This window comes from Bartonella sp. B17 (assembly GCF_053795755.1).
Map to the genome: position 1 here is coordinate 632,501 of NZ_CP200032.1, position 26,701 is coordinate 659,201.

A 26,701-nucleotide genomic window follows, 5' to 3' on the forward strand; every position below is an offset into this window, starting at 1 on the left:
ACTGGCAGACACACGGCGGGTGCTAACGTCCGTCGTGAAGAGGGAAACAACCCTGACCACCATCTAAGGTCCCCAAGTTATGGCTAAGTGGGAAAGGATGTGAGGATCCCAAAACAACCAGGATGTTGGCTTAGAAGCAGCCACCATTTAAAGAAAGCGTAACAGCTCACTGGTCTAAATAAGGGTCCCTGCGCCGAAAATGTAACGGGGCTAAAGCCATACACCGAAGCTGTGGATTTACTCTTATGAGTAAGTGGTAGCGGAGCGTTCCGTAAGCCTGTGAAGGGAGACTCGTGAGAGCTCCTGGAGGTATCGGAAGTGAGAATGCTGACATGAGTAACGATAAAGGGAGTGAGAGACTCCCTCGCCGAAAGTCCAAGGGTTCCTGCTTAAAGTTAATCTGAGCAGGGTGAGTCGGCCCCTAAGGCGAGGCCGAAAGGCGTAGTCGATGGGAACCACGTTAATATTCGTGGACCTGTGGGTAGTGACGGATTGCGTATATTGTAAGGTCTTATTGGATTGATCTTGCAGTGAAGCAGTTCCAGGAAATAGCTCCCACATATAGACCGTACCCGAAACCGACACAGGTGGACTGGTAGAGAATACTAAGGCGCTTGAGAGAACTACGTTGAAGGAACTCGGCAAATTGCACGCGTAACTTCGGAAGAAGCGTGACCCTTTAGCGGGCAACCGTTAAAGGGTGGCACAGACCAGGGGGTAGCGACTGTTTACCAAAAACACAGGGCTCTGCGAAGTCGCAAGACGACGTATAGGGTCTGACGCCTGCCCGGTGCTGGAAGGTTAAGAGGAGATGTGCAAGCATTGAATTGAAGCCCCAGTAAACGGCGGCCGTAACTATAACGGTCCTAAGGTAGCGAAATTCCTTGTCGGGTAAGTTCCGACCTGCACGAATGGCGTAACGACTTCCCCGCTGTCTCCAACGTAGACTCAGTGAAATTGAACTCCCCGTGAAGATGCGGGGTTCCTGCGGTTAGACGGAAAGACCCCGTGCACCTTTACTATAACTTTACACTGGCATTTGTGTCTGTATGTGTAGGATAGGTGGTAGACTATGAAGCATGGGCGTCAGCCTGTGTGGAGTCATCCTTGAAATACCACCCTTACCGATATGGATGTCTAACCGCAGTCCGTAAGCCGGATTCGGGACCGTGTATGGTGGGTAGTTTGACTGGGGCGGTCGCCTCCTAAAGAGTAACGGAGGCGCGCGATGGTAGGCTCAGAACGGTCGGAAATCGTTTGTTGAGTGCAATGGCATAAGCCTGCCTGACTGTGAGACTGACAAGTCGAGCAGAGTCGAAAGACGGTCATAGTGATCCGGTGGTTCCGTGTGGAAGGGCCATCGCTCAACGAATAAAAGGTACGCCGGGGATAACAGGCTGATGACCCCCAAGAGTCCATATCGACGGGGTTGTTTGGCACCTCGATGTCGACTCATCGCATCCTGGGGCTGGAGCAGGTCCCAAGGGTATGGCTGTTCGCCATTTAAAGCGGTACGTGAGTTGGGTTCAGAACGTCGTGAGACAGTTCGGTCCCTATCTGCCGTGGGTGTAGGAATATTGACAGGACCTGTCCCTAGTACGAGAGGACCGGGATGGACGTATCTCTGGTGGACCTGTTGTGGCGCCAGCCGCATAGCAGGGTAGCTATATACGGACGAGATAACCGCTGAAGGCATCTAAGCGGGAAACTCACCTGAAAACAAGTATTCCCTGAGAACCGTGGTAGACTACCACGTTGATAGGTCAGGTGTGGAAGTGTGGTAACACATGAAGCTTACTGATACTAATAGTTCGATAGGCTTGATCGTTCCCATTACCTATATACATTTACTAATGCAGATATAAGAGAGCTTCTCATCGTTTCTATGCGCTTTGCTGACTTGGTGGTTATAGCGGAGCGAACGCACCCGATCCCATCCCGAACTCGGCCGTGAAACGTTCCAGCGCCAATGGTACTGTGTCTTAAGGCACGGGAGAGTAGGTCGCTGCCGGGTCTGCTAAGTGCATAAAAACCTTTCTAAGCAAAAATAAAATTAAAGGTGAAATCACTAAAGGTGAAATCACAATTGAACGTAAAAATAATCTTAATCTGGTCTTAATGGCGCGGGGTGGAGCAGCCCGGTAGCTCGTCAGGCTCATAACCTGAAGGCCGCAGGTTCAAATCCTGCCCCCGCAACCAGTATCAATCAGTGTTATAAAATACTATCAAAAAAAATCTAAGCTCGAAAATACAATAGACAGGTAGATCATATCTTTTAAGAACAACGGGTTGCTCATTTAAAGTCCGTGGAAAACTTAGAGGAAAAAAGTGCGCTATATTATGAAACTTCATGGAAGCTTTTCTGAAAAATTTTGGCGCGCTCTTAACATCTTTAAAAAACAGCATAAAAACATGAAAAATTGTTAGGGCAAAAATGCCCATTCGTAACTGAATAAATAGGAACATAATCATCGCAGATTGTGCTCAAAATATGCTCCTTAATCTTCTTCCTAAAAAATATAACCCCATCAAACGCGCATCTATAGCTTGTAAATAAAAATCTTAAGCACAAACTTTTTGATCTTCAAACACGCTCCTCAGCACAACCCTCTCTCATTATCGTCTATTTTGCTATTAGTTATGGGGAAAAAAGACGCTGTTGGTTCCATAAAAACACACTTCATCTCCTAAATACAATCATAGTGACCAGATCTTCACTGATATCTGCTTTGCAACAGAACTCAACATGAAAATTAATATAAAACCAAAAATTCTGGTTTTTATTCAAGACGCCATTATTAAGCGGCATAATATGAAGCAGAATAAGGAAAAATATATCACTTCTTATCCTATTAAAAATAAGCTAAGCTTAGAAAATTAAGTATTTGGGAAAATAAAAAGCTGCACCAATTGTGCAGCTTTTCTATGAATTTCATATTTTGTGAAGCAAAGATTTTTTTAAATATGTAAAGGGATTTTACGACTTTTGTAGCCATAGTAACCAAAAAGACTGGCAACAATGGCACCTATCAGACTTCCAAAGAAACTCCACCATCCAATGTGAGATGCAGTTTTAGCAGCTTGATCGGCAGTGTCACGAGCATCCTTTGCAAGTGTGTCTAATTTCTTGGATAATGTATCTATCTGCTGTTCAAGAGCCTTTATTGTCTGCTCGGTTTTTGTTTTTGCTGTTTGATAAACATCAAGCGCTTGATCGGTTGTTTTTTCTGCTTCAGCGCGGGTCATGCCATTGTTTATAAGAGCGTTGACAATATCGTCGCGGTCAATGTTTTTTGTGATATCTTGTATATGGTCTGAAAGACGTGTGCTCAAGTTTTTAAGATGTGTGCGATAATGAGAAGGATCATCCTTAAAAGCCATTATAGCAGAGCCGATATCTTTGATAGCGGCCTTATAGACTTGCTTTAAACGGTCAGGGTTGAGAGCGGGGATATCACTTTTATTGAGGAATTCGCGCAATTGGCTGCGCAATTTATCAAAATCAACTCCATTACCGTCTTTCCCATTTAAAAAGTTTTCGCTACCTAACTTTGAAAGCAGAGGAAAGCTATCTGTGTCTAAATTGGCCACAGTTTGCTGTATCGCAGAACCGCTATTTAAAATAGCTTTAGCGCCTAAATTTGCTGCGCTCGAAGCGAAAAAAATCGTTTGGATAGCTATGATAAGTGTTAATAAAGCCCAAGTTAAAAAACCATGAAGTGTGCCTGACATATCTGCAAAACGTCCAGCAATAAAACCTCCGCTTGCTAAGCTGAGAAGCATAATAATCAGGGAACCAATACCAATGGATAGAAAGACGCCCTCAAAAGGAGACGAAGAATAAAGGTCAATTTGCCCTAATCCTAAAGCTACAACCAGAAAAGATAAGCAGATTGAAGTAGCAAATGCTGTCACCAGTCCAGCAAAAACGGCTGACCATGAAATGGGTGTGTGAAGAAAGGGATATTCTGTTTCTATTGATGTTGCTTTAAATAAATGAGTATCACGCTCACCTTCTGGAATACGGATTTCCATGTCTTTATCTCCTTAAATGATGCTGGAGATAAAATGCACTTTTGATAATTATGTTCCAAAAATGGTCAAAACAAACAAAAATAGACATTAATCATTATATTGAAAAGTTGTTTTATTCTTGTAAAATTTCATTTTGTAATGAAATACGCAAAATTTAAAAAATAAATAAAAGGGTTCATAATTATTTTTACGTCAAGCGCACGTAATGTCATAAAATTTAGAAATACGTTTTCAATTCTATTAAAAAACTTTAAAGAAAAATTATTTTAAGTTGTAGAATATTTTGTTCAACTTTTAATTTAATATGGATAATTTTGTAATAATACTCCAGTAGGAGCGGTTATGGATGCTGTATTAGGGTGTAAATGAAAAAACACGAGTTAAAAATGCAGCTTTAAGTGGTCTAGAATTATGCTCATATCTTGTCGGGGTTGATGGAGATCATAAAATGGAAATCTTTTATAAAGAGATCGTACTGATTTTAAGAACGCTATTTCAGTTTTTTCAAGACAAATGGCTATCTTTTATGTCTTAAAAAGATTTATGTATAGTGACTCTAAAGGTGAAGCATCGTTTTTGTAGAGGAAAAGCTGTGCAGTTGCATAATTCTAAATTTATAAAGTCATTGCAGTGTGCTTTTCTATCAGATAGACACGATAGTCACACTCCATGGATACGTATTGTTGTTAGAGAAAAACATGTCATCAAAACAAGAAAAAACCAAAGCCCGTCTACCTCGTGGTTTTGTTGATCGTATTAGTTCACAGTTATACGCAACTGAAACAATGATTGCCCAAATTCGTGAAGTTTATGAGCTTTATGGTTTTGAAGCGCTGGAAACGCCAATTTTTGAATATACGGATGTTCTTGGAAAATTTTTACCTGATTCAGATCGTCCGAATGCGGGTGTTTTTTCCCTTCAAGATGATGATGAGCAATGGATGTCTTTACGCTATGATCTTACTGCTCCTCTTGCTCGTTATTTTGCAGAAAATTTTGAAACTTTACCAAAGCCTTATCGCAGTTACCGTCTTGGTTTTGTTTTTCGCAATGAAAAACCCGGACCTGGGCGGTTTCGGCAATTTATGCAGTTTGATGCGGATATTGTTGGAACACCAACAGTGGCAGCTGATGCAGAAATTTGCATGATGGCAGCTGATAGTTTGGAAAAATTAGGAATCCAGCATAATGATTATGTTATTCGCCTTAATAACCGAAAAATTCTTGATGCAGTTTTGGAACAAATTGGTTTGAGGGAAAGTGAGCAAGCTGAAAAACGTTTAACGGTTTTAAGAGCCATTGATAAACTTGATAAATTTGGTCTTGAAGGGGTACGTTTGCTTTTGGGGCAGGGGCGTTTAGATGAAAGTGGTGATTTTACCAAAGGCGCAGGGCTTAAGGAGCAAGATATCGATCGTATTTTGGCTCTAATTGCTGTTGAAGCGAAAGCTGTTGATGAAGCAATTGATATCTTTAAAAATGTGGTTGGTGATCATCGTCTAGGGTTTGAAGGGATCTGTGAGCTTGAAGAAATGCAAGCCATTTTTAAAGAAAATGGCTATCAAAATCGTATCAAAATTGATCCATCTGTGGTGCGAGGATTGGATTATTATACAGGACCTGTTTTTGAGGCTGCATTGCTTTTTGATGTTTTTAATGATGATGGACAAAAAGTTGTCTTTGGCTCTGTTGGTGGTGGGGGGCGCTATGATGGGTTGGTTGCACGCTTTCGTAGTGAAAATTTTCCAGCAACAGGTTTTTCAATAGGCATATCGCGCTTGATATCGGCTTTGCAAAATCTTGGAAAGTTGTCTGTCAAAGAAACGACAGGTCCGGTTGTCGTTTTGATGATGGATAAAGAGCCAGAGGCTGTGGCACGGTATCAGAAAATGGTGATGCAGCTGCGTAATGCGGGAATTCGTGCTGAACTTTATTTGGGAGCATCGGGGATTAAAGCGCAAATGAAATATGCAGATCGGCGTCATGCACCTTGTGTGGTAATTCAAGGATCACAAGAACGCCAGAATAACAAAATACAAATTAAAGATTTGGTTGAAGGGGCGCGTTTATCTCACGAAATTAAGGACAATCAAATCTGGCGCGAAAGCAGGCCGGCGCAAGTAACAGTTGATGAGAATCAATTGGTCAAGACAGTGCAAGATATTTTAGCAACACAAAAACTGTAAAAGTTTGAGCTCTTCAAATACCAAAATTATTTGTTTAGAGTCGCAAGCTCTAAATAAATAAAACGCAAAAGATATAAATTGGCACAAACCCATCTTGGCAAATAAGGCTTGTGCCGTTTTTAAGTTAACAATTTTAGTTTAGAATTAGCTTTGCAGCGCTTTTAAAACATTTTCTGGTGAAGAAACTTCATAAGGATCTGTTGTGCAATTATCTGAAAAACCTTTTTCTTCGAACCATTGTTCAATGACACCATCGTTCACAACAGCAGCATAGCGCCATGAGCGCATTCCAAACCCAATATTGTCTTTAGCAACGAGCATTCCCATTTTGCGTGTGAATTCGCCTGAGCCATCGGGAATTAATTTCACTTTTTTAATGCCTTGCTCTTTTCCCCAAGCGTTCATGACAAAAGCGTCATTGACGGAAAGGCAATAAATTTCATCAATGCCGGCTTTTTTGAATTCATCATAGAGTTTTTCAAAATTAGGAAGCTGAAAAGTTGAGCAAGTAGGAGTAAAAGCTCCAGGAAGAGAAAAAAGAACGACCCGTTTTCCCTTAAAGTACGCATCACTGTTAACATCTTGCCAACGATAAGGGGTACTACCATCAATTGATTCATCACGCACACGTGTATGAAAGGTTACATTAGGAACTGTTTTTCTCATCATCATTATGCTCCTGTGCTTTTCATGAGAATTATATCTTAAAGCTATCTTTTGTTTAAAGGCGTGTTGTAGAGCACATTTTAAACAATCATATTGCAATAAGTTTGCAAATATTTCCCCTTTGCGTCAAGTAAAATTAATGGTCGACTTTGGTGGATGTTCATCTTAAAATCGAACAAAAATATGAAGGCGCTTTCATGACTATAACTACAGTTTTAACCAGGGCTTTTGAGGATCAAAAACCGGGGACGTCTGGGTTGCGCAAGAAAATATCGGTTTTTCAACAGCCTCATTATGTTGAAAATTTTATTCAGTCTATTTTTAATAGCGTTGGGCCAGTTGGGGGAAAACTTTTTATTCTTGGCGGGGATGGGCGCTATTTTAATCAGACGCTTATTCAGATTGTATTAAAAATGGCTGCAGCTCATGGTGTTGCTTGCGTTAAAATTGGAAGAGGGGGCATTTTATCGACACCTGCTGTTTCGCATCTTATTCGCAAATATCATGCATATGGTGGGATTATTCTCTCAGCAAGTCATAACCCAGGTGGTATGAATGGGGATTGTGGTATAAAGTATAATATTTCCAATGGTGGGCCTGCACCCGATTCCTTATGTGAAGCCATTTTTGAGGCATCGCGATGTCTTTTTTCTTATAAAATCATAGATGCTCCAGATGTTGATTTAGAAACAGAAGGCACAACTTTCTTAAGGTCTATGCGGATCGATATTATTGACCCTGTAGCTGATTATGTTGCTTTAATGCAGGAAATTTTTGATTTTGATTGCATTGCCAAGGCTGTTACAAAGGGATTAACTTTACGATTTGATGCAATGCATGCGGTAACAGGACCTTATGCGCGAGAAATTTTTGAAAAATGCTTGAGATTTCCTGCAGGAACAGTTGTTAATGGTACGCCTTTGTTGGATTTTGGAGGGGGGCATCCAGATCCAAATTTGGTGCATGCTAAAGATCTTTACGATTTATTGATGTCTGGTACAGGACCTGATCTTGGGGCGGCATCTGATGGTGATGGGGATCGTAACCTCATTATCGGTCGTAGACAATTTGTCACTCCTTCGGATTCTTTGGCCATCATGGTTGCACACGCGCATTTCATTAAAGGTTATAGGCAGGGTATTACGGGGATTGCGCGCTCCATGCCAACAGGACGTGCCGTGGATTTGGTTGCTGAAGAACAGGGATTAAATTGTTTTGAAACGCCGACAGGGTGGAAATTTTTTGGGTCGCTTTTGGATGCTGGGAAAATAACTTTTTGTGGTGAAGAAAGTTTTGGAACGGGGTCTAACCATATCCGCGAAAAAGATGGCCTGTGGGCTGTACTATTTTGGCTAAATCTTTTAGCTGTAACGGGAAAAACTGTAGCGCAAATTGTCCAACAGCATTGGTGTACTTATGGGCGTTTTTACACTTCACGTTATGATTATGAAGAAGTCGAGACGGATAAAGCATATGCAATCTTGGAGCAATTGCGTGCGCATTTACCAAAGGCGGGGACAAAAATTGCGGGATTAATAGTTAAACAAGCAGATGATTTTATTTATTGTGATCCAATCGATCAAAGTGTGAGCAAAAGGCAGGGTGTGCGCGTTTTGTTTGAAAATGAAACACGATTGGTTGTACGCCTCTCTGGAACAGGAACGGCAGGATCTACTTTGCGACTTTATTTTGAGCAATATGAAGGGGATGCACGCAAATTCACACAAGATCCGCAAACAGTCCTTCAACCTTTGCAGCGAGCTGCACTTGAATTGTTAAATATAAAACGTCATCTGGGTCGCGAACGACCCGATGTTATCACGTGAACAATTTGTCTCAAGTTGTTATTGTGGGTGAATCATTTTTTTGGGATCAACTAGCCGATCATAATCTTCTCCAGAAACGCCAGCTTTGATAGCTTCAGCGCGCAAAGTTGTATCATTTTTATGCGCCGCTTTGGCAATTTTAGCAGCTTTTTCATAGCCAATTTCCGGCGCAAGAGCTGTTATTAACATGAGAGAGCGTTCCATGAGAGAGTGAATATGAACACGATTGGCGCGTAATCCTTGAATGCAATGCATATCAAAAGAACGCATGCAGTCTCCAAGAAGTGTAATCGATTGCAAAACATTATAACCAATCACAGGTTTGTAAACATTAAGTTCGAAATGTCCTTGACTTGCAGCAAAGGTTACACTGGTATGATTGCCGAAGACTTGGCATGCCACCATCGTCATTGCTTCACATTGTGTTGGATTGACTTTCCCAGGCATGATGGAAGATCCTGGTTCATTTTCTGGGAGGCTTAATTCACCCAAACCTGAGCGTGGGCCTGATCCCAAAAACCGAATGTCATTGGCAATTTTAAAAATGTCAGCTGCTAGTGCATTCAAACTCCCATGAAAATGGGCAAGTGCTCCATGGTGCGCAAGTGCTTCAAATTTATTGTTGGCGGTTTTAAAATTTACTCCTGTCAGTGTGCTGATGCTTTCAGCAAATGCAACGTCAAAACCTTTTGGAGCATTAAGCCCTGTTCCAACGGCTGTGCCGCCTTGAGCAAGCATCTGGACGTCGCTGAGAGCTGTTTCAATGCGTTGGCGGTTACCTTGTAATGCAGCTCGATAGCCTGAAAATTCTTGTCCCAAAGTGAGCGGTGTTGCATCTTGGGTATGCGTACGCCCAATTTTGATGATATCGGCAAATTCTTCTTCTTTTTTTTCTAAAGTAGTAATAAGGGCATCAAGGATAGGAAATAAGTGTTGGCGTGTTTGTAGTGTGGTTGCAATGTGAAGTGCTGTGGGAAAAGAATCATTTGATGATTGGCTCATATTGACGTGATCATTTGGGTGAACGGGAGCTTTACTGCCCAGTTTTCCTCCCAAAAGCACGCTAGCATAGTTAGCGATGACTTCATTCACGTTCATATTGCTTTGTGTGCCAGAACCTGTTTGCCAGACAGAAAGTGGAAAATGCTTATCCAGCGCGCCTGAAAGCACTTCATCAGCGGCAGAAATAATCGCTTTGCCTATGTTTTGCGGGAGCTTTCCTTTTTCCATATTCACAAGGGCTGCAGCTTTTTTGATGAGGCCTAAGGCATGAATTACGGTAAGAGGCTGTTTTTCTATACCAATATTAAAATTATGAAGAGAGCGTTCAGTTTGTGCCCCCCAGTAACGATCCTGACGAACCGAAATCGTTCCAAAGCTATCAGTTTCCTGACGTGTTTCAACCATGATAAAATCCTTTTTTGTTCATTGGTTCTAAAGCAGTAAATAACGTAAAATAGAAAAGGGAAGCAAGAGTTCGCAGTTGTTTAAGATAAATATAAGATAAATATTTGTAGCAAATCCTTGACATCGTAAAGTGGTGATTTTATATTCCAATTATTGTTAGCACTCAAACTCTAAGAGTGCTAACGGAGACTTAAGATTAATTCAATTATGTTAAGTTTTAAGGATTTTGAACATGGCTAATATACAATTCCGCCCACTTCACGACCGTGTCGTTGTCCGCCGGGTTGAATCTGAAAATAAAACCGCTGGTGGGATTATCATTCCTGATACAGCGAAGGAAAAACCTCAAGAAGGTGAAGTTATTGCTATTGGTAATGGCGCTCTAGATGATAATGGAAATCGTGTACCTTTGGAAGTTAAAGCAGGAGATCGTATCCTGTTTGGCAAGTGGTCTGGAACTGAAGTGAAGATTAATGGTGAAGACCTCTTAATCATGAAAGAATCTGATATTATGGGAATTCTGGGCTAATCCAGTTTCTTAATTTTTTGTATTTTGTACTATTTTGATACAACTCCAAGGAGAAATTAGATGGCTGCTAAAGAAGTCAAATTTGGCCGTGAAGCGCGTGAGCGTTTGGTGCGCGGTGTTGATATCCTTGCTAACGCTGTTAAAGTAACGCTCGGCCCTAAAGGTCGCAATGTGGTGATTGATAAATCATTTGGTGCGCCTCGCATCACAAAAGATGGTGTGTCGGTTGCAAAAGAAATTGAACTAGAGGATAAGTTCGAAAATATGGGTGCGCAAATGTTGCGCGAAGTTGCTTCCAAAACCAATGATATTGCTGGTGATGGTACAACAACTGCAACTGTTCTAGGACAAGCTATCGTGCAAGAGGGTGTAAAAGCCGTTGCTGCTGGTATGAACCCAATGGATCTTAAACGTGGGATTGATGCTGCTGTTGATGAAGTGGTAAAAAATCTTTTCAAAAAAGCTAAAAAGATTCAAACTTCAGAAGAAATTGCACAAGTGGGAACCATTTCTGCTAATGGTGCAGAAGAAATTGGTCAAATGATTGCTAGTGCTATGGATAAAGTTGGCAATGAAGGCGTCATTACCGTAGAAGAAGCAAAAACGGCTGAAACTGAATTGGAAGTCGTTGAAGGGATGCAATTCGACCGTGGATATCTTTCTCCTTACTTCGTCACGAATGCTGAAAAAATGGTCGCTGACCTCGATGATCCTTACATTCTTATTCACGAAAAGAAATTATCTAATTTGCAATCTCTTCTCCCAGTGCTTGAAGCTGTTGTTCAATCTGGCAAGCCACTTCTTATTATCGCTGAAGATGTGGAAGGTGAAGCTTTGGCAACGTTGGTTGTTAACAAGTTGCGTGGTGGTTTGAAAATTGCTGCTGTGAAAGCTCCAGGATTTGGTGATCGCCGTAAGGCAATGCTTGAAGATATTGCAATCTTAACATCAGGTCAGGTTATTTCTGAAGATGTTGGTATCAAATTGGAAAATGTCACTTTGGATATGCTTGGTCGTGCAAAGAAAGTGAATATTTCTAAAGAAAATACAACGATTATTGATGGTGCTGGACGCAAAGCTGAAATTGATGCTCGCGTAAACCAGATCAAGGCTCAAATCGAAGAAACAACTTCTGACTATGACCGTGAAAAATTGCAAGAAAGACTTGCTAAACTCGCTGGTGGTGTTGCCGTTATCCGCGTTGGTGGTGCAACAGAAGTTGAAGTGAAGGAAAAGAAAGATCGTGTTGATGACGCCTTGAATGCAACACGTGCTGCTGTAGAAGAAGGTATCGTTGCTGGTGGTGGAACGGCCTTGTTACGTGCTGCAAATGCGTTAACTGTTAAAGGAAGCAATCCTGATCAAGAAGCTGGTATCAATATTGTACGTCGTGCTCTACAGGCACCAGCACGTCAGATTGCAACTAATGCAGGTGAAGAAGCTGCTATTATTGTTGGAAAAGTGCTTGAAAATAATTCAGACACATTTGGTTACAACACTGCAACAGGTCAATTTGGTGATTTGATTGCTTTGGGAATTGTTGATCCAGTGAAGGTTGTGCGTTCTGCTCTTCAGAATGCGGCTTCAATTGCTAGCCTTCTTATCACAACAGAAGCTATGGTCGCTGAAGTTCCAAAGAAAGACGCTCCAATGCCTCCAATGCCTGGTGGTGGAATGGGTGGAATGGGTGGAATGGATTTCTAAGCCCTTTAGTATAACAGTTAAAGGAAACGGGTCAATTGACCCGTTTTTTTTTTATAAAGTTTTTTCTTTTTGTAGAATTTGCATCATGCCGTATAAAATGTCGCTTTGGACATGTTCTCTCACGCAAAAAAATGTCTCTTTTTTATACGACAATTATTATGGTTTTTTTGTTTGTGATGTCTTATTTTTTTAAAAATTATACAAGTGAAAACAATTCTCGTTAATAGTATTAAAAAAATCCGTCAAATGATGGCGAACTTTTTTGCTTTTTCTTCTTATGTTGTTCTCTTTTGCGAATTTAAGTAATTTTCTACAAAACTTTTTTCTTTAGAATATTATACTTTGGTTGTACTTGGGTGAGTATTTTGCTTTAGCCATGGACAAAAAACACTTCTTGTTTTATGACCGCTCACATGATCGTTTTTCTTGGATAACAGGGGAAATATATGAGCCAATATCCAAAATGCCCTCATTGTGGTAGTCTTTATACTTATGAAGAAGGTGATAACTTTGTGTGTCCTGAATGTGCATATGAGTGGCCACAAAAAGCTGAAAGTCCTTCTTTTATTGATGTTGTTTATGACGCAAATGGTAATATCTTGACAAATGGGGATAGCGTTATTGTGATAAAGGATCTTAAAGTAAAAGGCGCTGCATCCATTTTAAAAAGTGGTACTAAGGTAAAAAATATCCGCTTGGTGGATGGTGATCATAATATTGATTGCAAGATTTCTGGGATTGGTCAAATCGGCTTAAAGTCGGAATTTGTTAAAAAAGTTTAATTGTTCACAACTTGGTACATGCTTCCTATTTTGCAAAGTAAATTTGTGAAGTTAAAACTTATTTTATCAAAAATCTCCTTTTAATTTTTTTAAGAAAGTTAATAGAACTTTGTCGCGATATCATTGTAGTAAAGTAGCTTTTTAGCCTTACTCATGTAGTTGTTTCATAAAGTGCCTTTTTAATGCTTGGTCAGATTTGCATTTATTGGCATTTTATCAGGTTGCACTTTTGTTTATTTTTACATGGCTGCAACGTCTAAAACTTCTAGGATATAAAATGCCGTACAAAATCATATTTAAGCACTGCGGTTGAAGGGAGTCAGTCATCCACACGGATTCCTGTTTATTGCGGCATGGCTTCAACGCCTAAAACTTCTGGAATAAAATGTCGTAAAAGATTTTCAATGCCATGTTTAAGTGTTGCGGTTGAAGAGGGGCACCCAGCACAAGCTCCTCTCATATTAAGGTAAACAATACCATTTTCAAATCCACGGAAAGTAATATCTCCACCATCATTGGCGACAGCTGGACGAACACGTGTATCAAGGAGCTCTTTAATTATTAAGACAGTTTCGAAGTCTTTTTCATCATAAAATTCTTTTCCAAGCGCGTGAGCTTGTGCTTTTGTTGTTGCATCGGTGGTAATCACTGGGTCACCAGACAGGAAATGTTCCATGATTGTGCCCAAAATGGCTGGTTTAAGATGCTGCCACTCACCATCTTTTTTCGTTACGGTAATGAAATCATAGCCTAAAAAAACACCGCTGACATTGGGAATGTTAAACAACTTCGCAGCTAAAGGCGAGCTTTGAGCTGTTTCTTCTTGTGAACGAAATTCTAATACGCCCTCAGAAAGAACCACACGCCCTGGTAAAAATTTAAGTGTTTCAGGATTAGGCGTGGCTTCAGTTTGAATAAACATACGTTCTCCTTTGCTATTAAGGACCGGAAAGATAATTAAGTCTAAGACCTAAATATCGTATTTTAGGCGACCGATTCAATATCTTCATCTGCAAGATTGTTCGGGATAACGGTAACGGGGATTGAAAAGGCTGATCCCCGATAGCCAATTAACTGAACCAGTGGTCCTGGTCCCTCTGTATGTCCGCTTGCAGCTAAAACAATAAGAGAGATTTTTTTATCTTGGTCGATTAGTTTGAAAATTTCATCAATTTTTTTGCCTTCACGTACAATCATCTCTATTTCAAGAGCTTTAGGGGTTTGGATTTCATGAGCGACTTGCTCCAACACTTTATAGGCATTTTGTGTTAATTCGGTTCGCATAATGTCGTTTACGCCTAAAAAATGTTGAAATTCTGAACTATCAATGACAGAAAGAAATACCAATGTTCTGTTGGTATTTTTAGCGTGCTGTGCGGCAAAGGCAACGGCACGTCGACATTCTGGTGTTTCATCGATGATGACTAAAATCTTTCGCTTAAGATTTGTTTTTGCATTTTTTTTCTTAGAAACCATAGATTTTCTCTACTTTTTATGAGCGATTTCTTTTTACCCTTTATAGTTTGAGTTTTATTGTTTCACGTATTATGCAAAAATCCAACAATTTCGCGGATTTTTTTCATATTTTTTTCTGCCAGTGCACTGGCACGCTCAGCACCATCACGCAAGACAGAGTCAATATAGTCGCTTTCTTGATGAAGCCGGCGCAATTCCTGTGTTATTGGTGCAAGCTTATGAACGGCCAAATCAGCTAAGGCTGTTTTAAAAAATGAGAATTGTTTTCCGGCAAATTCCAAAAGGATCTTTTCTTTACTGGTTTCTGCAAAGGCAGCATAAATCCCAAGCAAATTATCAACTTCTGGCCGCTCTTTTAGGTCAGTGGGTGTGTCGGGAAGAGGGGTTGAATCGGTTTTTGCTTTGCGTATTTTTTTTGCAATAAGATCGGCATCATCGGTTAAATTAATACGTGAAAAATCTGATGGATCTGATTTTGACATCTTTTTTGTACCATCGCGCAAGGACATAACGCGCATGGCTGTTTTGCCGATAAGAGCTTCTGGCATTGGAAGAAATCCCTGTTTTTTTTCTCCGTCTATTTGCATAGAAATACCAAAATTTAATTCTGCAATGCGGTGAGCATAATCGTTGTTGAATTTTTGCGCAATATCACGCGTCAATTCAACATGCTGTTTTTGATCTTCGCCTACTGGCACATGGGTGGCACGATAGACTAAAATATCGGCAGCCATAAGGCTTGGATAAGCAAAAAGCCCAAGTGATGCTTTTTCGCGATCTTTTCCTGCTTTATCTTTAAATTGCGTCATGCGTTTAAGCCAGCCAATACGGGCAATACAATTTAAAATCCACGCAAATTCAGCATGTTGAAATACTTGTGATTGGTTAAAGATGATTTGTTTTTGGGGATCAATGCCCGCAGCTAAGAAGGCTGCTGTAACTGTTCTGGTTGATGCTCTTAAAGCGTGAGGGTCTGGGTTAACCGTGAGTGCGTGCATATCAACAACACAATACAAACAATCATAAGATGTTTGCAGTTCAACCCACTGTTTGATGGCTCCAAGATAATTGCCAAGATGCAGATTACCACTCGGTTGTACGCCAGAAAAAACAAGAGGTGTGAAAGTTTTCATAGGATAATTCTCTCTTCATGCAGTCATTCATTGAATGTGTTAATGGTAAAGCGCCTTTAAACGCTAAGATAAAATATCATAAGCGTTGTTTAAATTTTTTTAAGGTAAAGAAGAAGGAACGAGAGTTAAGAAAAAAATAGGCGATAAAATATACTGAGAGTATCCCTATCATTATTCCTGCCAAGGTGCTAGCTCGCAAAAAAAGCGATGCTTGTGAGGACAGAGCGAAAGATAAAAAGCCAAGAACACTGATTGTATAATGTAAAATAATCACGTTTAAAAGAGTAGCAATAATCAGTCGCGCAATTCGTTTTATCAGTTGTGCATCGTGTTTCCAATGACCTCGTTTGATGAGAATGCCGCAAAGCAATAATATATTGACCCACCCAGAGGTAATTTCCGCAATAACAATACCCTGCGCTGATAAAATGGGGAATAATGTTAAAGCGAGGCTGATATTGATGAAAACACAAATGCCTGTAAAAATCATGGGTGTTTTTGTATCTTCACGGGCAAAAAAATTAGGAATAAAAACCTTAATCAAAACAAAAGCTGGAAGTCCTATTCCATAAAGCTCAAGTAACTGTGCAACATGATATGTTGATTGGCTTGTAAATTGTCCGCGCTCAAAAAGCAGGCTGACAATGGGGGTGGAAAGCATTAAAAAGGCAACAGATGCAGGTAAAGTTAACAATAAGGTCAATTCAATAGAACGATTTTGCAAATCATGGGTTTCTTTGTGCTGTTTGCTGCGTAATGCCCTTGTTAATTCTGGCAAAAGAACCGTTGCCACTGCAATTGCTATCACACCTAGTGGTAATTGATAGAGACGATCGGCATATACTAAAGAAGAGACAGCCCCCGATTGGCTTGAAGCAATATTGGTGTTGATCAACAAATTGATTTGTGTAATTCCCCCTGTGATTGCAGCAGGGAACGCCAAAGTTAAAAGTTTTCGCACATTAGAGCTAAAATGGGGAAAGCGGAAGGAAATCTTCATTCCGTTTTGACGCAAAGCGATAGCAATCAAAGAGAGTTGGAGTAATCCTGCTGCCATGACACCCCAAGAAAGATTTAATCCAATATGCCAAGCATCAAGTTGGTATATCCATGCATAGGCAAGTACGCCAATCAAAATAATATTTAAAAAGAGAGGGGCAATGGCTGCGACAAAATAACGTCGCAGAGCATTGAGCATTCCTCCCATCATGGCTGCTAAAGACATGCATGTTAGGTAAGGAAACATGATTGCAGTAAAATGAATTGTGGCATTAAATTTCGTTGCATCTTCTGCAAAACCTGGAGCGATAATGGTTCGCACCAAAAAAGGCATACTCAATTCCATGGCAATGGTTAAAAGTAATAGCATTGAAAAGAGAACGCCAAATACCTCTTCTGCGAATTGGCATGCAGTTTCTTTGCCATCTTCGGTAATTTTTTTTGAAAAAAGAGGAATAAAAGCTGCATTAAAGGCGCCTTCAGCAAAAAAGCGGCGAAATGTATTGGGAAAGCGAAAAGCAGCGTTAAACGCATCGGAAACAGGACCCGTACCAAGGGATGCTGCCATCAACACTTCACGTACAAAGCCAAAAATGCGGCTCATCAAAGTTCCAGAGGCAACGGTTGCAAATTTTTTAATTAGGGTCATAAAAATACATCGAGCTCGTTATATAAGGAGAGGTGGTAAAGAGATAAATAAAAACCATTTTAGATCATAAAAATTTGATCAGTATGTCAATATCATACACACCTTCAAAATGTTTTACGATGGTGTTTATATTTCTGTCAACAAGCGTACAGCTAAAGCATTATCTCCTTTTATTTTGCTACATTATGGGTTTCTCCGTAAATAATAAAATATTCTTCCAATAGTTCATATGTTTATTCCGTATAAGAAGTTCATATATTTTTGCTTTCTAATATGTGGTATTTTTTTAGATGTGTTATAAAATAGTGAGGAAATTTCAAGGGGTGTATTCTTATTGAGAGTATTATTCTGTCAGCGATTTCATTTTATCTCTTGATGAGAGATGATGGGGAAAAGTTCTTCATCAGGAATTAATGCACTGTAGTTGTTATGCTTAAATTGCTATCTGCTTGTAAAGAAGAAGACTCTCACTAAAGCTTTGTGGCTTTAGTAAAACTAGCTACAAAAATAGGGACTTTGCTGTAGATTTCATCATAAATGATAAAATTTGTATGCGTTAAAGTGAATGGTAAAAAAAGAAGCAATATTGAGAAAGCAGATGACAGGAAAACTATCTTTCGGTAAGTAATTCTGAGTTAAAACACATTTTGAAATGGTGAATATATAAGCAGGTGTAACATGAATGAGCTCGCTCATATTAGTAGTATTATAGCGAATTATGATGCTGTTTTTTGTGATGTTTGGGGGGTAGTGCATAATGGTGTACATGTATTTGAACCAGCGTTGAAAGCGTTGCTCAAGATTCGAGAGATGGGAAAAAATGTTATTTTTTTAACCAATTCACCTCGACCAAAAGACGATGTGATTGCTCAGTTAGAAAGCATGAACATTTGCAGTGATTATTATGATGCAATTATCACTTCTGGTGATGTAACACGCAATCTTATTCGTGTCGCTCCGCGTAAAGTTTTTTTTATTGGTTCGCAGCATGATTTGGTTTTGTTTGAAGGACTGGATTGTGAATTGGTTGAGGAATGGGAAGCATCTGTAGTTGTTTGTAGTGGTTTTCTTGAAGATCTTGATGAAACACCACAAGCTTATGAAATGATGTTCCATCGTATGTTGGCACGAAATTTGCCATTTATTTGCGCCAATCCTGATATTGCTGTACATTATGGAGATCAGGAATTTTGGTGCGCTGGTGCACTTGCACGGCTTTACCAGAAATTAGGAGGTGAGGTGCGTATCGCTGGCAAACCCCATACGCCTATTTATGATTGTGCTTTTGAAATGCTTCAACAAATCCGCGGGACAGTGGAAAAAAGTCGGATTCTTGCTATTGGAGATGGTCTTTTAACCGATGTTAAAGGCGCAATAGATTTTAGTCTTGATGTGCTTTATATCATGAGTGGTGTTAACCGTCATGATTATGTGAAAAACGGTTTGGTGGATAAAGAAGCTTTATGCTCATTTCTTGAAAACTATGGCTATCATCCACAAGCAATAATGTGGGCACTGCAGTAATGTCTGATTTTTTGCGTCTTCAGAGTATTGATAAGCTTCCTTTAGCTTGGCGGGGGGGAGTTTTGGCACTTGGAAATTTTGATGGTGTTCATTATGGGCATCAAGCGGTGCTCAAAAAGGCGCTCGATTTAGCGCATATAAAAAATAAACCAGCTCTTGTTTTAACATTTGAACCCCATCCGAGAAGTTTTTTTCAACAGTCAATGCCTGTTGATCGTTTAACAGAGGCTGTTCAAAAGGCTGAAATTTTTAAAATTCTTGGATTTAATGGTGTGGTTGAGCAGCTTTTTGATGCAAATTTAGCTGCTCTTTCAGCGGATGAATTTATCAATGTGGTTTTAAAGCAAGCCTTTGATGTTTCGGTTGTGGTGACGGGGGAAAATTTTCAATTTGGTTATCAAAAAAGCGGAAATTCTCATCTTCTTTATCAAAGGGGGGAAGAATGTGGATTTGAAGTTGTTCAAGTTCCGTGTCTTTCTAGCCCACAAGAGACACAACAGAAGATGATTTCTTCTAGTTTTATTCGTCAGCTTCTTTCACAAGGTCAGGTGGAAAAAGCCGCGCATTTGTTAGGGTATCATTACCGCGTGTGTTCAGATGTTGTACAAGGTGAACAGCTTGGTCGTCGTTTGGGTTTTCCTACTGCAAATCAAATTTTACCTTCTCAAACAAGTTTGGCGCATGGTGTTTACGCGGTGCGATTACGGCGTGCCAACGGTGTTTTGCATGATGGTGTTGCAAGTTTTGGATGTCGTCCAACGGTTATTGAAGATGGAGCGCCGCTTCTGGAAACGTATTTGTTTGATTTTAATGGTAGTCTTTATGGAGAAAATTGCACTGTTTCTTTTTTACAGTTTTTGCGAGGGCAAGAAAAATTTGATGGGCTTGAATCTCTGATTGCACAAATGAAACGCGATGAAAAAGCTGCAAGAGAAATTTTGGCAATAGTGCAGCCATTATCGCAGTTGGACAGGCGGCTTACTTTTAAAAATATGCTTTAATATGATCTGAAAAAGATATAAGAGCCGCAACAATAGCGCTTAAACTAACCGTGATAACAAAAAGATATTCTAGAATATCGTGGAGTATGTGGAGTTTACGTTTGTGAGAAGGAGAATTGAATTTTTGAAGATCTGACTTAGTCATTTCTTTCCCTTATTTATAATCCTATGATTTTTATTTCAGTTTTGAGATTTATCGCTTATTTCTTTCTGATTTGTTAAAACAAGTGGTTAATAAAGGCGTGCTAAACGATAAAGATGCATTGAGCGTCCACCGTAGTGGCAATAGGCGAGAAGGGGTAGAGAGGCTGTTGTTAAAATTTCTTTCATAGCTTCAATGTCTGATTTTTTATAGTGAGAAGCGACAATAGGAATGTGATAAGCAGTTATTCCATATTTTTGTGCTGCTGCTTTAATAAGAGAAAAATCAGGTTGATGAGGATCTTCTTGATCAGGGCGGTTGCAGATAATTGTTTTAAAGCCTGCTTTTGCCAGTGGTTCGATATTTTCGACGCCAATTTGGGCGCTAATAAAAATATCAGGTTCAATTTGTTGCAAATTCATTCTTATTGTTTCCTAATAAGCACATCTTTATAGTGCTTTTAAAATAAGAACATTATGAAGGTGAGATGTCTAACAATATCTTAACAAAAATGTTTTACCTGTTGAGAAAAATAACTTGGTTAAAAAAAACGAAATGCATAGTGCAAGCTATGTTAATTTTTGAGCCTATGGTGATCTTTTTTACTTAATATCTTTTTTATCTGAGTATGAGCGGTATCATTCGTTTGATATGTTTGTAAAGTCGTATTTTGGGGGATGTTTTTACGAAGGGATTGATTTCGTTTTATGAAGATGCTGAAAGAGATTTCGCGATGCTTTAAGGGATTTTTTTAATTTTTACCAAAAGGACTTTTAAAAGGATACAAGATTGTAGGCTTAAATGCATCAACTTGGTAAGGGTTGTTGTATTGAAAGTAAATGCACTTCTTTCTCTTATTGTCGCTTATCTTTCACTTTGCTAAGCTTTAAGTGAGTGTACTTTAATGTTGTTTAATCAAGATTGTATTATGAGACATGTTGTGGCTTTTATCTTGGAGTCAGAGAAGTGATAGCTTTTGATTTGTAAGATGCTTGTATGCTTTGTTATTTTCTGTATAACCGTAAAAACGATAAAGCTGAAAGGCGGAATTAATGATAATTGGGTTATTGAATCAAAAGGGTGGTGTGGGGAAAACCACGTTAAGTATAAATCTTGCTGCCAGTTTTGCACGTGCTGGGGCACGTGTGTTGTTTATTGATACAGATCCACAAGGCAGTGCATTAGATTGGGCTGCAGCCCGTGAAGATGCTCCTTTGTTTTCTGTTGTCGGTCTGCCGCGCGCAACAGTTCATAAGGAGATTGCGCAGATCGGTGAGGGCTACGATCATATTTTTATTGATGGTCCTCCACGTGTAACGGATCTTGCACGCAGCGCCATTATGGCTTCAGATTTGGTGCTTATTCCAGTCCAACCCAGTCCTTATGATATTTGGGCGGCTGATGGGATTGTAAATCTTATTGATGAAGCGCGCGTGTATAAAGAAAATCTGAAATCTGTTTTTGTTATTAATCGTAAAATAGTAAATACTGCGATAGGGCGTGACGTAGGTGAAGCTCTTTCAGTTTATCCAGTACAGGTTTTCTCTTCTAGCGTTGCACAGCGCGTGGTTTTTGCAGAAGCTGCAGCGCAGGGAAAGGCGGTTTATGAAATTGATCAGCAAGGATCAGCTGCAGCAGAGATTGAAGCGGTCGCTGCTGAGATAAAGGAATTCGTTTGATGAGCAAAAAAATTAAGATTGGTACAAAGCCGACTAATAAATCAATTCCTGCAACAGTTGATGCATGGGTGGAGAGCCGTCAAGCTAACGGGGATGAACGTATGAAGCGTCTTACGATTGATGTGCCAGAAAGTTTACATCGCTCCATTAAAATGAGTTGTGCAAGTCGCGGAACAAAAATAGCAGACGAAGTGCGTGAATTGCTTACACAGAAATACGGAAAATGTAAAAATATATGATAATAGGCTTTTGTATCAGAAGATTACATTGTAAACAAAATGATAAGAATGCTAATGTATTAGGTTTGTTGTTTGTTGCATGAAAAAATTGTGGAATTTGATGTTTCTCATGAACATTTAAAATGACAAAAAAGCCTCTCTTTTAATCACCTGATTGTAAAGAGAAGCGAATGGTTAAGTTAAAAAAGAAATCTACAGCTAATTCATTTAAAATGTTCTTTATTGACAAATTGTGTTTTGTACAGAATACTGTATGTATGCAAACATAGTGCGTAAGAACAAACAAATCTTAGAGAAGAGGAGCTCTAAATTTATATATGTCTTACCGTCAAAAGCACGGTAAGACATAGCACTTAAATGCATACGAAACTAAACGCCATGGAGGGCAAAAATGTCAACGCATTTTAAAAAATTCAGATCTTCTATATTGCAAGTTTTTGTCAAAAATATGACATAAGCAGCGTACGAGTTTGAAAAGCTTTAGCTTTTTGTGGAATTGGTATTGTACCAAGATTGGTTTTTAAACAAATAAAGAAATGTTTTGATGAAATGGATTGAAAGTGAAACAAATTCAAGCTTTTTAAGGATTGTTGTGCTGGTGTCGATGTGGTTCTTCGCAAAGTGAATTCGATTTATGTGTTAACATCGAAAGAGAAGCTCTTGATCATTTTCATTGCAGATTAAGAAGTAATATTGTTGAAGGGGAAATAAAGATGATTGCGTCAAAAGAGAAAATTCCTGATAACGATCATATTTGTCGTGATTGGGCGATGACAAAATTTGTCGCTGCGGTCAAAGGATTGTCACAAGTGATAGATTATGAAAGCTCTATGTTAGAGAGCCATGGTGTTCCAGATTATGAAGAAATAAATTTATGCAAAATACGCGGCTTGCGTGATCTTAATAAATCTATAAATGATGTAAAACGCTACATGAATCAAGATATTGAAAATGAAATAGAAAGTTTATTAGCGGATTTACAGAAAAAGGTACACCGTAATAGTGAGTTTTTGCAAACGCACTTGGATGCGGTTAATGATCTTTCGCAAGCATTGCAAGTCGCTGTGCGCACAAAAGAAACAGATGGATCTCGTATTCCATCAGTATCTTCTGTTCTTAGTGATTAAATAATTCTGATGGAGATGTATTTGTTTAGTGATTTTAAGGCACTTTAAGAATATCTGATACCACTTATAGGTGCAGTCTTAGTTATTTATTGCAAAAAATGCCTCTTACTTAAATTGTTTTTTACAAGAGGGGATGAGGGTATCTTGTGCTTTTATTTATTGATGGAGGCAGTTTTTTCTTGATAATAGGAATTTCTGTTTTCTTCGGAGGAGGGTGTTTTTGTATGGTATATTTCCTATAAAACGCCGTTATGTTTTATGGGAAACTATTTTACTGATTTGGTCATTCAAAGAGAAAATTTGCTTGTGTAGGTACGGAGAATGGTATTGATATTATTCGATGTGCAATGCAATGTTAATAATGCGGTGTTAATTTTGTAAGTAAGATTTTTTCTGTATTTGCAGAGCCAGTGATGCAAAAGCTCCTTTCGTTGCATTTGAATAAATTATGCACATCTCAATTGTATTGTTTCGCTCAATTAGAGATAGGGCGACATTTTTTTGCCATTCAACTTTCTAGGAATTATTTTTCTGATTATAGCACGTAGCTTATTAGAATTTTGATTAAAAGATAGCTTTTATCAAAGCAAAAGGCAGCAAAAAGTGCTGCCTTTGAGAGAATTTATAGATTAGTTTTGTTTTAAAAACTATAGCTTATCCCACCAAAAAAGTTGGTTCCAGATCCACCAGCTTTCTGGAGTTTATGCCGATAGCTAACGCCACCATGAAGTGCAATATTTTGCGCGAAGCGCGCATTAATACCAACTCCACCTTCAATAGAAGAACCCATCGAATCAAGATGGAAAGTATCGCCAATCTTTATTGCACTTTCATCACCAAAAGCTTTGAGAACATTTAGTTTACCGTAGAAAGAAAAGGCATTGCCTTCACTCAGATTGGTTATGGTTTTCATTAAACGTCCACCAATACGAACCAACCACTGATGAGGATTTTTCATATCCACTTCAAAGCCTTCAGCATCTGATATGGTTTTAAACAGCAGATTTTGATAAATGATCTGTGCTTGCGGCTCAAATACCAATTCTTTCATGCCTGTCGCTAATTTCTGACCAATGGTAGAAGATGCACTAAATATTTTGGTATCATCAAGCTGTGTGGTTTTCCTAATAAGAGGTGCGGTAATTTCTCCTTTTACAGCTCCATAGGAAACGAATGTGTTTACATAAATACCACTGTCATGCTGAATACCACCATAGCCCGTAATCAGCCATTTATCAAGGGTCGTTTGTTCAGAGCCTTCCATACCCTTTGGAGTGAAAGAGACTTTTCCATATGTTCCCAAAAGACCAAAATCTGTGGTTATGTCGCCACTTTCCAGTGCAGCTAATGTAACACCAGCTTGTAAAGCGTAATAGTTTACATCAGCGTCATAGCCGTATTGTAGTGGACCTTGGTTTGAAGATAAGGTAACTCTATCATTATAAGCAGATAAGAAAATCCCTTGTTTTTTTTCATTTTTTTCTGAATCAAGCACTGCTATGCGCATGTTGTCTACCATGATACTCTGATTGTTTGCATCAGTATATCCAGCAGAAAATAGAGTATTTGGCATAACTAGGTAGTTTGCTACTTGTGGTAAAACTGCTCTGACTTTTCTGTTACTGTCAACATACTCATTCTGTAAACGGTAGTCCCAGAAACTATTATTTCCTCCACCAAGCATGTTTTGGCTGGCATGAGACTTTCCTGGTTCATAGGCTGTGAGCACATATTTATAAGGCGAGCCTTTCATTGTCATGTAGTTGCTCGCTAGTTTGAACGAATTCTTATTCGCTTCTCCAGAAACCTGAATGAGTGAAATCCCTTGTGTTGAAGAAGGGGCAGAGGTTACATTTTCTTTCCAATCAGAATCGCTATTTGTTAATTTTTCTTCCTTTCCAAGGAGATTAATGTAGACTTTGGTTGTTCCTAGTACACCACCATTGATCAACACGCGATCAGTTTTCTGTTTATTCACTGGAGTGTTGTTGCTCCATTTAGAGTTTAAATAAAGCTCAGCATTGCCCTCTGCACCATAGACTGCCGGAGCATTTGAAAATCCGTTTTCTTGCTGTGGATGAGATCCGATATACAAGACTTGGTAATGATCACTCTGTGGCTTTTCAAATACGATAGAGCTATTTTTAATGTTAAGCAGAGAAAGGTTAGAGTATGATTGTGCATCAATGCCAAGGGATGAGTAATCAGATTGATCATCACTATAATGTGTTGGATTTTTGCTAGGTTTTAAGACCCATTTTGTATTATCATCCAGATTAAGAACTGCTTTGCCCTTTCCTAATGTTTGTGCTCGACCTTCTAGGTGGGAATTTTTTGCAGTTAATAAAAGAATAGGCACTCTCTCATCATTTTTTTCATTTGCTCGATCTCTGTTTCTTTGTCCAGTTTGTAATAAAACATCAGCAGAGATTGTTGAATCTTGAAGGCTAGCTACACCACCTGTGAATATTGCGTTAACGCCAATACCATTTTCAACAGTGAGTTTTGTATTTTCCAATGTTACTTTATTTATAACATTTTGATGAAGGGTATGATTATCCCCATCTTCAATACTTTGTGTAGATTCTTCTTCGAGAGCAGAGAGGTTACTCTGGAATAAGACACCATAAGCCTCGTGATCACCTGTAACATTTACAGTTGAATCCCTAAGGGTGATAGTGCTGTCAGTGAGTAACAAACCAGTTTCTACTGCTGTTACAGTAATGTTTGTAGCATCAATGTTTCCTCCATTTGAAGCGTTCAATCCAATGACATCTGAAGTGATCGATCCTCTTATTATATTTACTATTGTACCTGCTCCCCATACATCTACGGGAACAAACGAATCTTGAAGTTTAACGTCATAAAAAACTTTAGTCCCTTCATTGTAGACTAAAATCTTAGATTCTGTTTCAGATTTTTCGTCTAAACGTTCCATAGGTGAATCTTGGGTTGACGTTTTGGTGTTTCCAGATCCCGTTGAAGAAGCGTGCGCTAGAACTGTAGACTCAAGCGTTGCAGCGCTAGGTTTATCAGATTTTTGAGATTCTGTAAGTTTTTTTAGTTTTTCCTCTTCTTTAGACATTTTTGCAAGCTTTGCTTGCATTTGTTTATCTTTTGCAAGCTTGAGAGCTTTTTTCTCTTTAAATTTAACATATTCTTTATATTTTCCAGGGCCATATAAGTAATAATGAATACCATAGGGAGCTTTTTCAGAAGCTTGGCTTTTGAATGAAGAATTTTTGCTTAATTTAACCGTATCATTCTCAATCGTATTATTATGAGCGTGAGATAAACTAGAGGATGAGTAAAGTAGAATTCCAGAAACTGTATATAATAACAAGTTTTTTTTCATATAAATCTATTCCCTAAATACTTACCCCCCTCTTTAAACAAAAAGCTAAGGGGCTTTTAATTCATTGTGTTTTTATTGTAAATATCAAAACAAATTGTTTCTCATCATTTTTTGTATTTTGAATAGATTCTTCGTTAATAATGCGGTGTTAATTTTGTAAGTAAGATTTTTTCTGTATTTGCAGAGCCAGTGATGCAAAAGCTCCTTTCGTTGCATTTGAATAAATTATGCACATCTCAATT

Annotated in this window: 19 protein-coding genes, 1 tRNA gene and 2 rRNA genes (1 of these 22 only partly in view); 13 read left to right on the forward strand and 9 right to left on the reverse strand. The window is 39.0% G+C overall.

Features of this window, described 5'->3' with window-relative positions:
* The 3 genes from V4B18_RS02905 to V4B18_RS02915 form a co-directional block, all read left to right on the forward strand.
* Positions 1-1,828: ribosomal RNA gene (locus tag V4B18_RS02905) — 23S ribosomal RNA — on the forward strand (it extends 983 nt beyond the left edge of the window).
* 71 nt (positions 1,829-1,899) lie between these two features.
* A 5S ribosomal RNA gene (gene rrf, locus V4B18_RS02910) occupies positions 1,900-2,014 on the forward strand.
* A 108-nt stretch (positions 2,015-2,122) separates the two neighbouring features.
* A tRNA-Met gene (locus tag V4B18_RS02915) sits at positions 2,123-2,199 on the forward strand.
* A gap of 759 nt (positions 2,200-2,958) precedes the next feature.
* Here V4B18_RS02915 and V4B18_RS02920 read toward each other — a convergent pair.
* The gene (locus V4B18_RS02920) at positions 2,959-4,035 is read right to left on the reverse strand and encodes a DUF3792 domain-containing protein (RefSeq protein ID WP_455476337.1); all 1,077 of its coding nucleotides are present in this window, start codon (positions 4,033-4,035) and stop codon (positions 2,959-2,961) included.
* 698 nt (positions 4,036-4,733) lie between these two features.
* On the opposite strand from V4B18_RS02920, the gene hisS reads away from it, so the two are divergent.
* Positions 4,734-6,221 carry a histidine--tRNA ligase gene (hisS, locus tag V4B18_RS02925; RefSeq protein WP_455476338.1) on the forward strand — a complete coding sequence of 496 codons (1,488 nt, stop codon included), beginning with the start codon at positions 4,734-4,736 and terminating at the stop codon, positions 6,219-6,221.
* A 144-nt stretch (positions 6,222-6,365) separates the two neighbouring features.
* Here the strand turns inward: hisS and V4B18_RS02930 are convergent, their stop codons facing one another.
* Positions 6,366-6,890 carry a redoxin family protein gene (locus tag V4B18_RS02930; RefSeq protein WP_455476514.1) on the reverse strand — a complete coding sequence of 175 codons (525 nt, stop codon included), beginning with the start codon at positions 6,888-6,890 and terminating at the stop codon, positions 6,366-6,368.
* Positions 6,891-7,084: 194 nt separating this feature from the next.
* On the opposite strand from V4B18_RS02930, the gene V4B18_RS02935 reads away from it, so the two are divergent.
* The gene (locus tag V4B18_RS02935) at positions 7,085-8,713 is read left to right on the forward strand and encodes an alpha-D-glucose phosphate-specific phosphoglucomutase (protein WP_455476339.1); all 1,629 of its coding nucleotides are present in this window, start codon (positions 7,085-7,087) and stop codon (positions 8,711-8,713) included.
* Positions 8,714-8,731: 18 nt separating this feature from the next.
* On the opposite strand, the gene fumC is transcribed toward V4B18_RS02935, so the two are convergent.
* Positions 8,732-10,120, reverse strand: a complete 1,389-nt coding sequence (gene fumC, locus V4B18_RS02940; RefSeq protein ID WP_455476340.1) for a class II fumarate hydratase — start codon at positions 10,118-10,120, stop codon at positions 8,732-8,734.
* 232 nt (positions 10,121-10,352) lie between these two features.
* On the opposite strand from fumC, the gene groES reads away from it, so the two are divergent.
* From groES to V4B18_RS02955, 3 genes are all read left to right on the forward strand, one after another.
* On the forward strand, positions 10,353-10,649 hold the full coding sequence (gene groES, locus V4B18_RS02945) for a co-chaperone GroES (RefSeq protein ID WP_455476341.1): 297 nt from the start codon (positions 10,353-10,355) through the stop codon (positions 10,647-10,649).
* A 60-nt stretch (positions 10,650-10,709) separates the two neighbouring features.
* A complete protein-coding gene (groL, locus tag V4B18_RS02950; RefSeq protein WP_455476342.1) occupies positions 10,710-12,353 on the forward strand; it encodes a chaperonin GroEL in 1,644 nt (547 codons plus the stop codon).
* Positions 12,354-12,799: 446 nt separating this feature from the next.
* A complete protein-coding gene (locus V4B18_RS02955; protein WP_455476343.1) occupies positions 12,800-13,135 on the forward strand; it encodes a zinc ribbon domain-containing protein YjdM in 336 nt (111 codons plus the stop codon).
* Positions 13,136-13,478: 343 nt separating this feature from the next.
* Here V4B18_RS02955 and V4B18_RS02960 read toward each other — a convergent pair whose 3' ends face one another.
* The 4 genes from V4B18_RS02960 to murJ all read right to left on the reverse strand — a co-directional run bounded on the left by V4B18_RS02960 (position 13,479) and on the right by murJ (position 17,392).
* The gene (locus tag V4B18_RS02960; RefSeq protein ID WP_455476344.1) at positions 13,479-14,057 is read right to left on the reverse strand and encodes a NifU family protein; all 579 of its coding nucleotides are present in this window, start codon (positions 14,055-14,057) and stop codon (positions 13,479-13,481) included.
* Positions 14,058-14,119: 62 nt separating this feature from the next.
* Positions 14,120-14,611: a universal stress protein gene (locus V4B18_RS02965; RefSeq protein WP_455476345.1), complete on the reverse strand. Its 492-nt coding sequence runs from the start codon at positions 14,609-14,611 to the stop codon at positions 14,120-14,122.
* Between the two features lie 62 nt (positions 14,612-14,673).
* A complete protein-coding gene (trpS, locus tag V4B18_RS02970) occupies positions 14,674-15,744 on the reverse strand; it encodes a tryptophan--tRNA ligase (protein ID WP_455476346.1) in 1,071 nt (356 codons plus the stop codon).
* A gap of 76 nt (positions 15,745-15,820) precedes the next feature.
* Positions 15,821-17,392, reverse strand: coding sequence for a murein biosynthesis integral membrane protein MurJ (gene murJ / locus V4B18_RS02975; protein ID WP_455476347.1), 1,572 nt, complete (start codon positions 17,390-17,392; stop codon positions 15,821-15,823).
* Positions 17,393-18,070: 678 nt separating this feature from the next.
* Here murJ and V4B18_RS02980 point away from each other — a divergent pair.
* Positions 18,071-18,916 carry a TIGR01459 family HAD-type hydrolase gene (locus V4B18_RS02980; RefSeq protein ID WP_455476348.1) on the forward strand — a complete coding sequence of 282 codons (846 nt, stop codon included), beginning with the start codon at positions 18,071-18,073 and terminating at the stop codon, positions 18,914-18,916.
* The gene (locus V4B18_RS02985) at positions 18,916-19,917 is read left to right on the forward strand and encodes a bifunctional riboflavin kinase/FAD synthetase (protein WP_455476349.1); all 1,002 of its coding nucleotides are present in this window, start codon (positions 18,916-18,918) and stop codon (positions 19,915-19,917) included. Before V4B18_RS02980 ends, V4B18_RS02985 begins: the two co-directional genes overlap by 1 nt.
* 231 nt (positions 19,918-20,148) lie before the next feature.
* On the opposite strand, the gene V4B18_RS02990 is transcribed toward V4B18_RS02985, so the two are convergent.
* Positions 20,149-20,481, reverse strand: a complete 333-nt coding sequence (locus V4B18_RS02990) for a TIGR01244 family sulfur transferase (RefSeq protein ID WP_455476350.1) — start codon at positions 20,479-20,481, stop codon at positions 20,149-20,151.
* Positions 20,482-21,111: 630 nt separating this feature from the next.
* Here V4B18_RS02990 and parA point away from each other — a divergent pair.
* The 3 genes from parA (at position 21,112) to V4B18_RS03005 (ending at position 23,104) form a co-directional block, all read left to right on the forward strand.
* Positions 21,112-21,738, forward strand: a complete 627-nt coding sequence (gene parA, locus V4B18_RS02995) for a ParA family partition ATPase (protein WP_455476351.1) — start codon at positions 21,112-21,114, stop codon at positions 21,736-21,738.
* The gene (locus V4B18_RS03000) at positions 21,738-21,977 is read left to right on the forward strand and encodes a plasmid partition protein ParG (RefSeq protein WP_455476352.1); all 240 of its coding nucleotides are present in this window, start codon (positions 21,738-21,740) and stop codon (positions 21,975-21,977) included. The genes parA and V4B18_RS03000 overlap by 1 nt, the downstream gene beginning before the upstream one ends.
* Positions 21,978-22,690: 713 nt before the next feature.
* Positions 22,691-23,104 carry a flagellar protein FlgN gene (locus tag V4B18_RS03005; RefSeq protein ID WP_455476353.1) on the forward strand — a complete coding sequence of 138 codons (414 nt, stop codon included), beginning with the start codon at positions 22,691-22,693 and terminating at the stop codon, positions 23,102-23,104.
* A gap of 640 nt (positions 23,105-23,744) precedes the next feature.
* Here the strand turns inward: V4B18_RS03005 and V4B18_RS03010 are convergent.
* The gene (locus tag V4B18_RS03010; protein WP_455476354.1) at positions 23,745-26,459 is read right to left on the reverse strand and encodes an autotransporter outer membrane beta-barrel domain-containing protein; all 2,715 of its coding nucleotides are present in this window, start codon (positions 26,457-26,459) and stop codon (positions 23,745-23,747) included.
* Positions 26,460-26,701 lie beyond the last annotated feature (242 nt).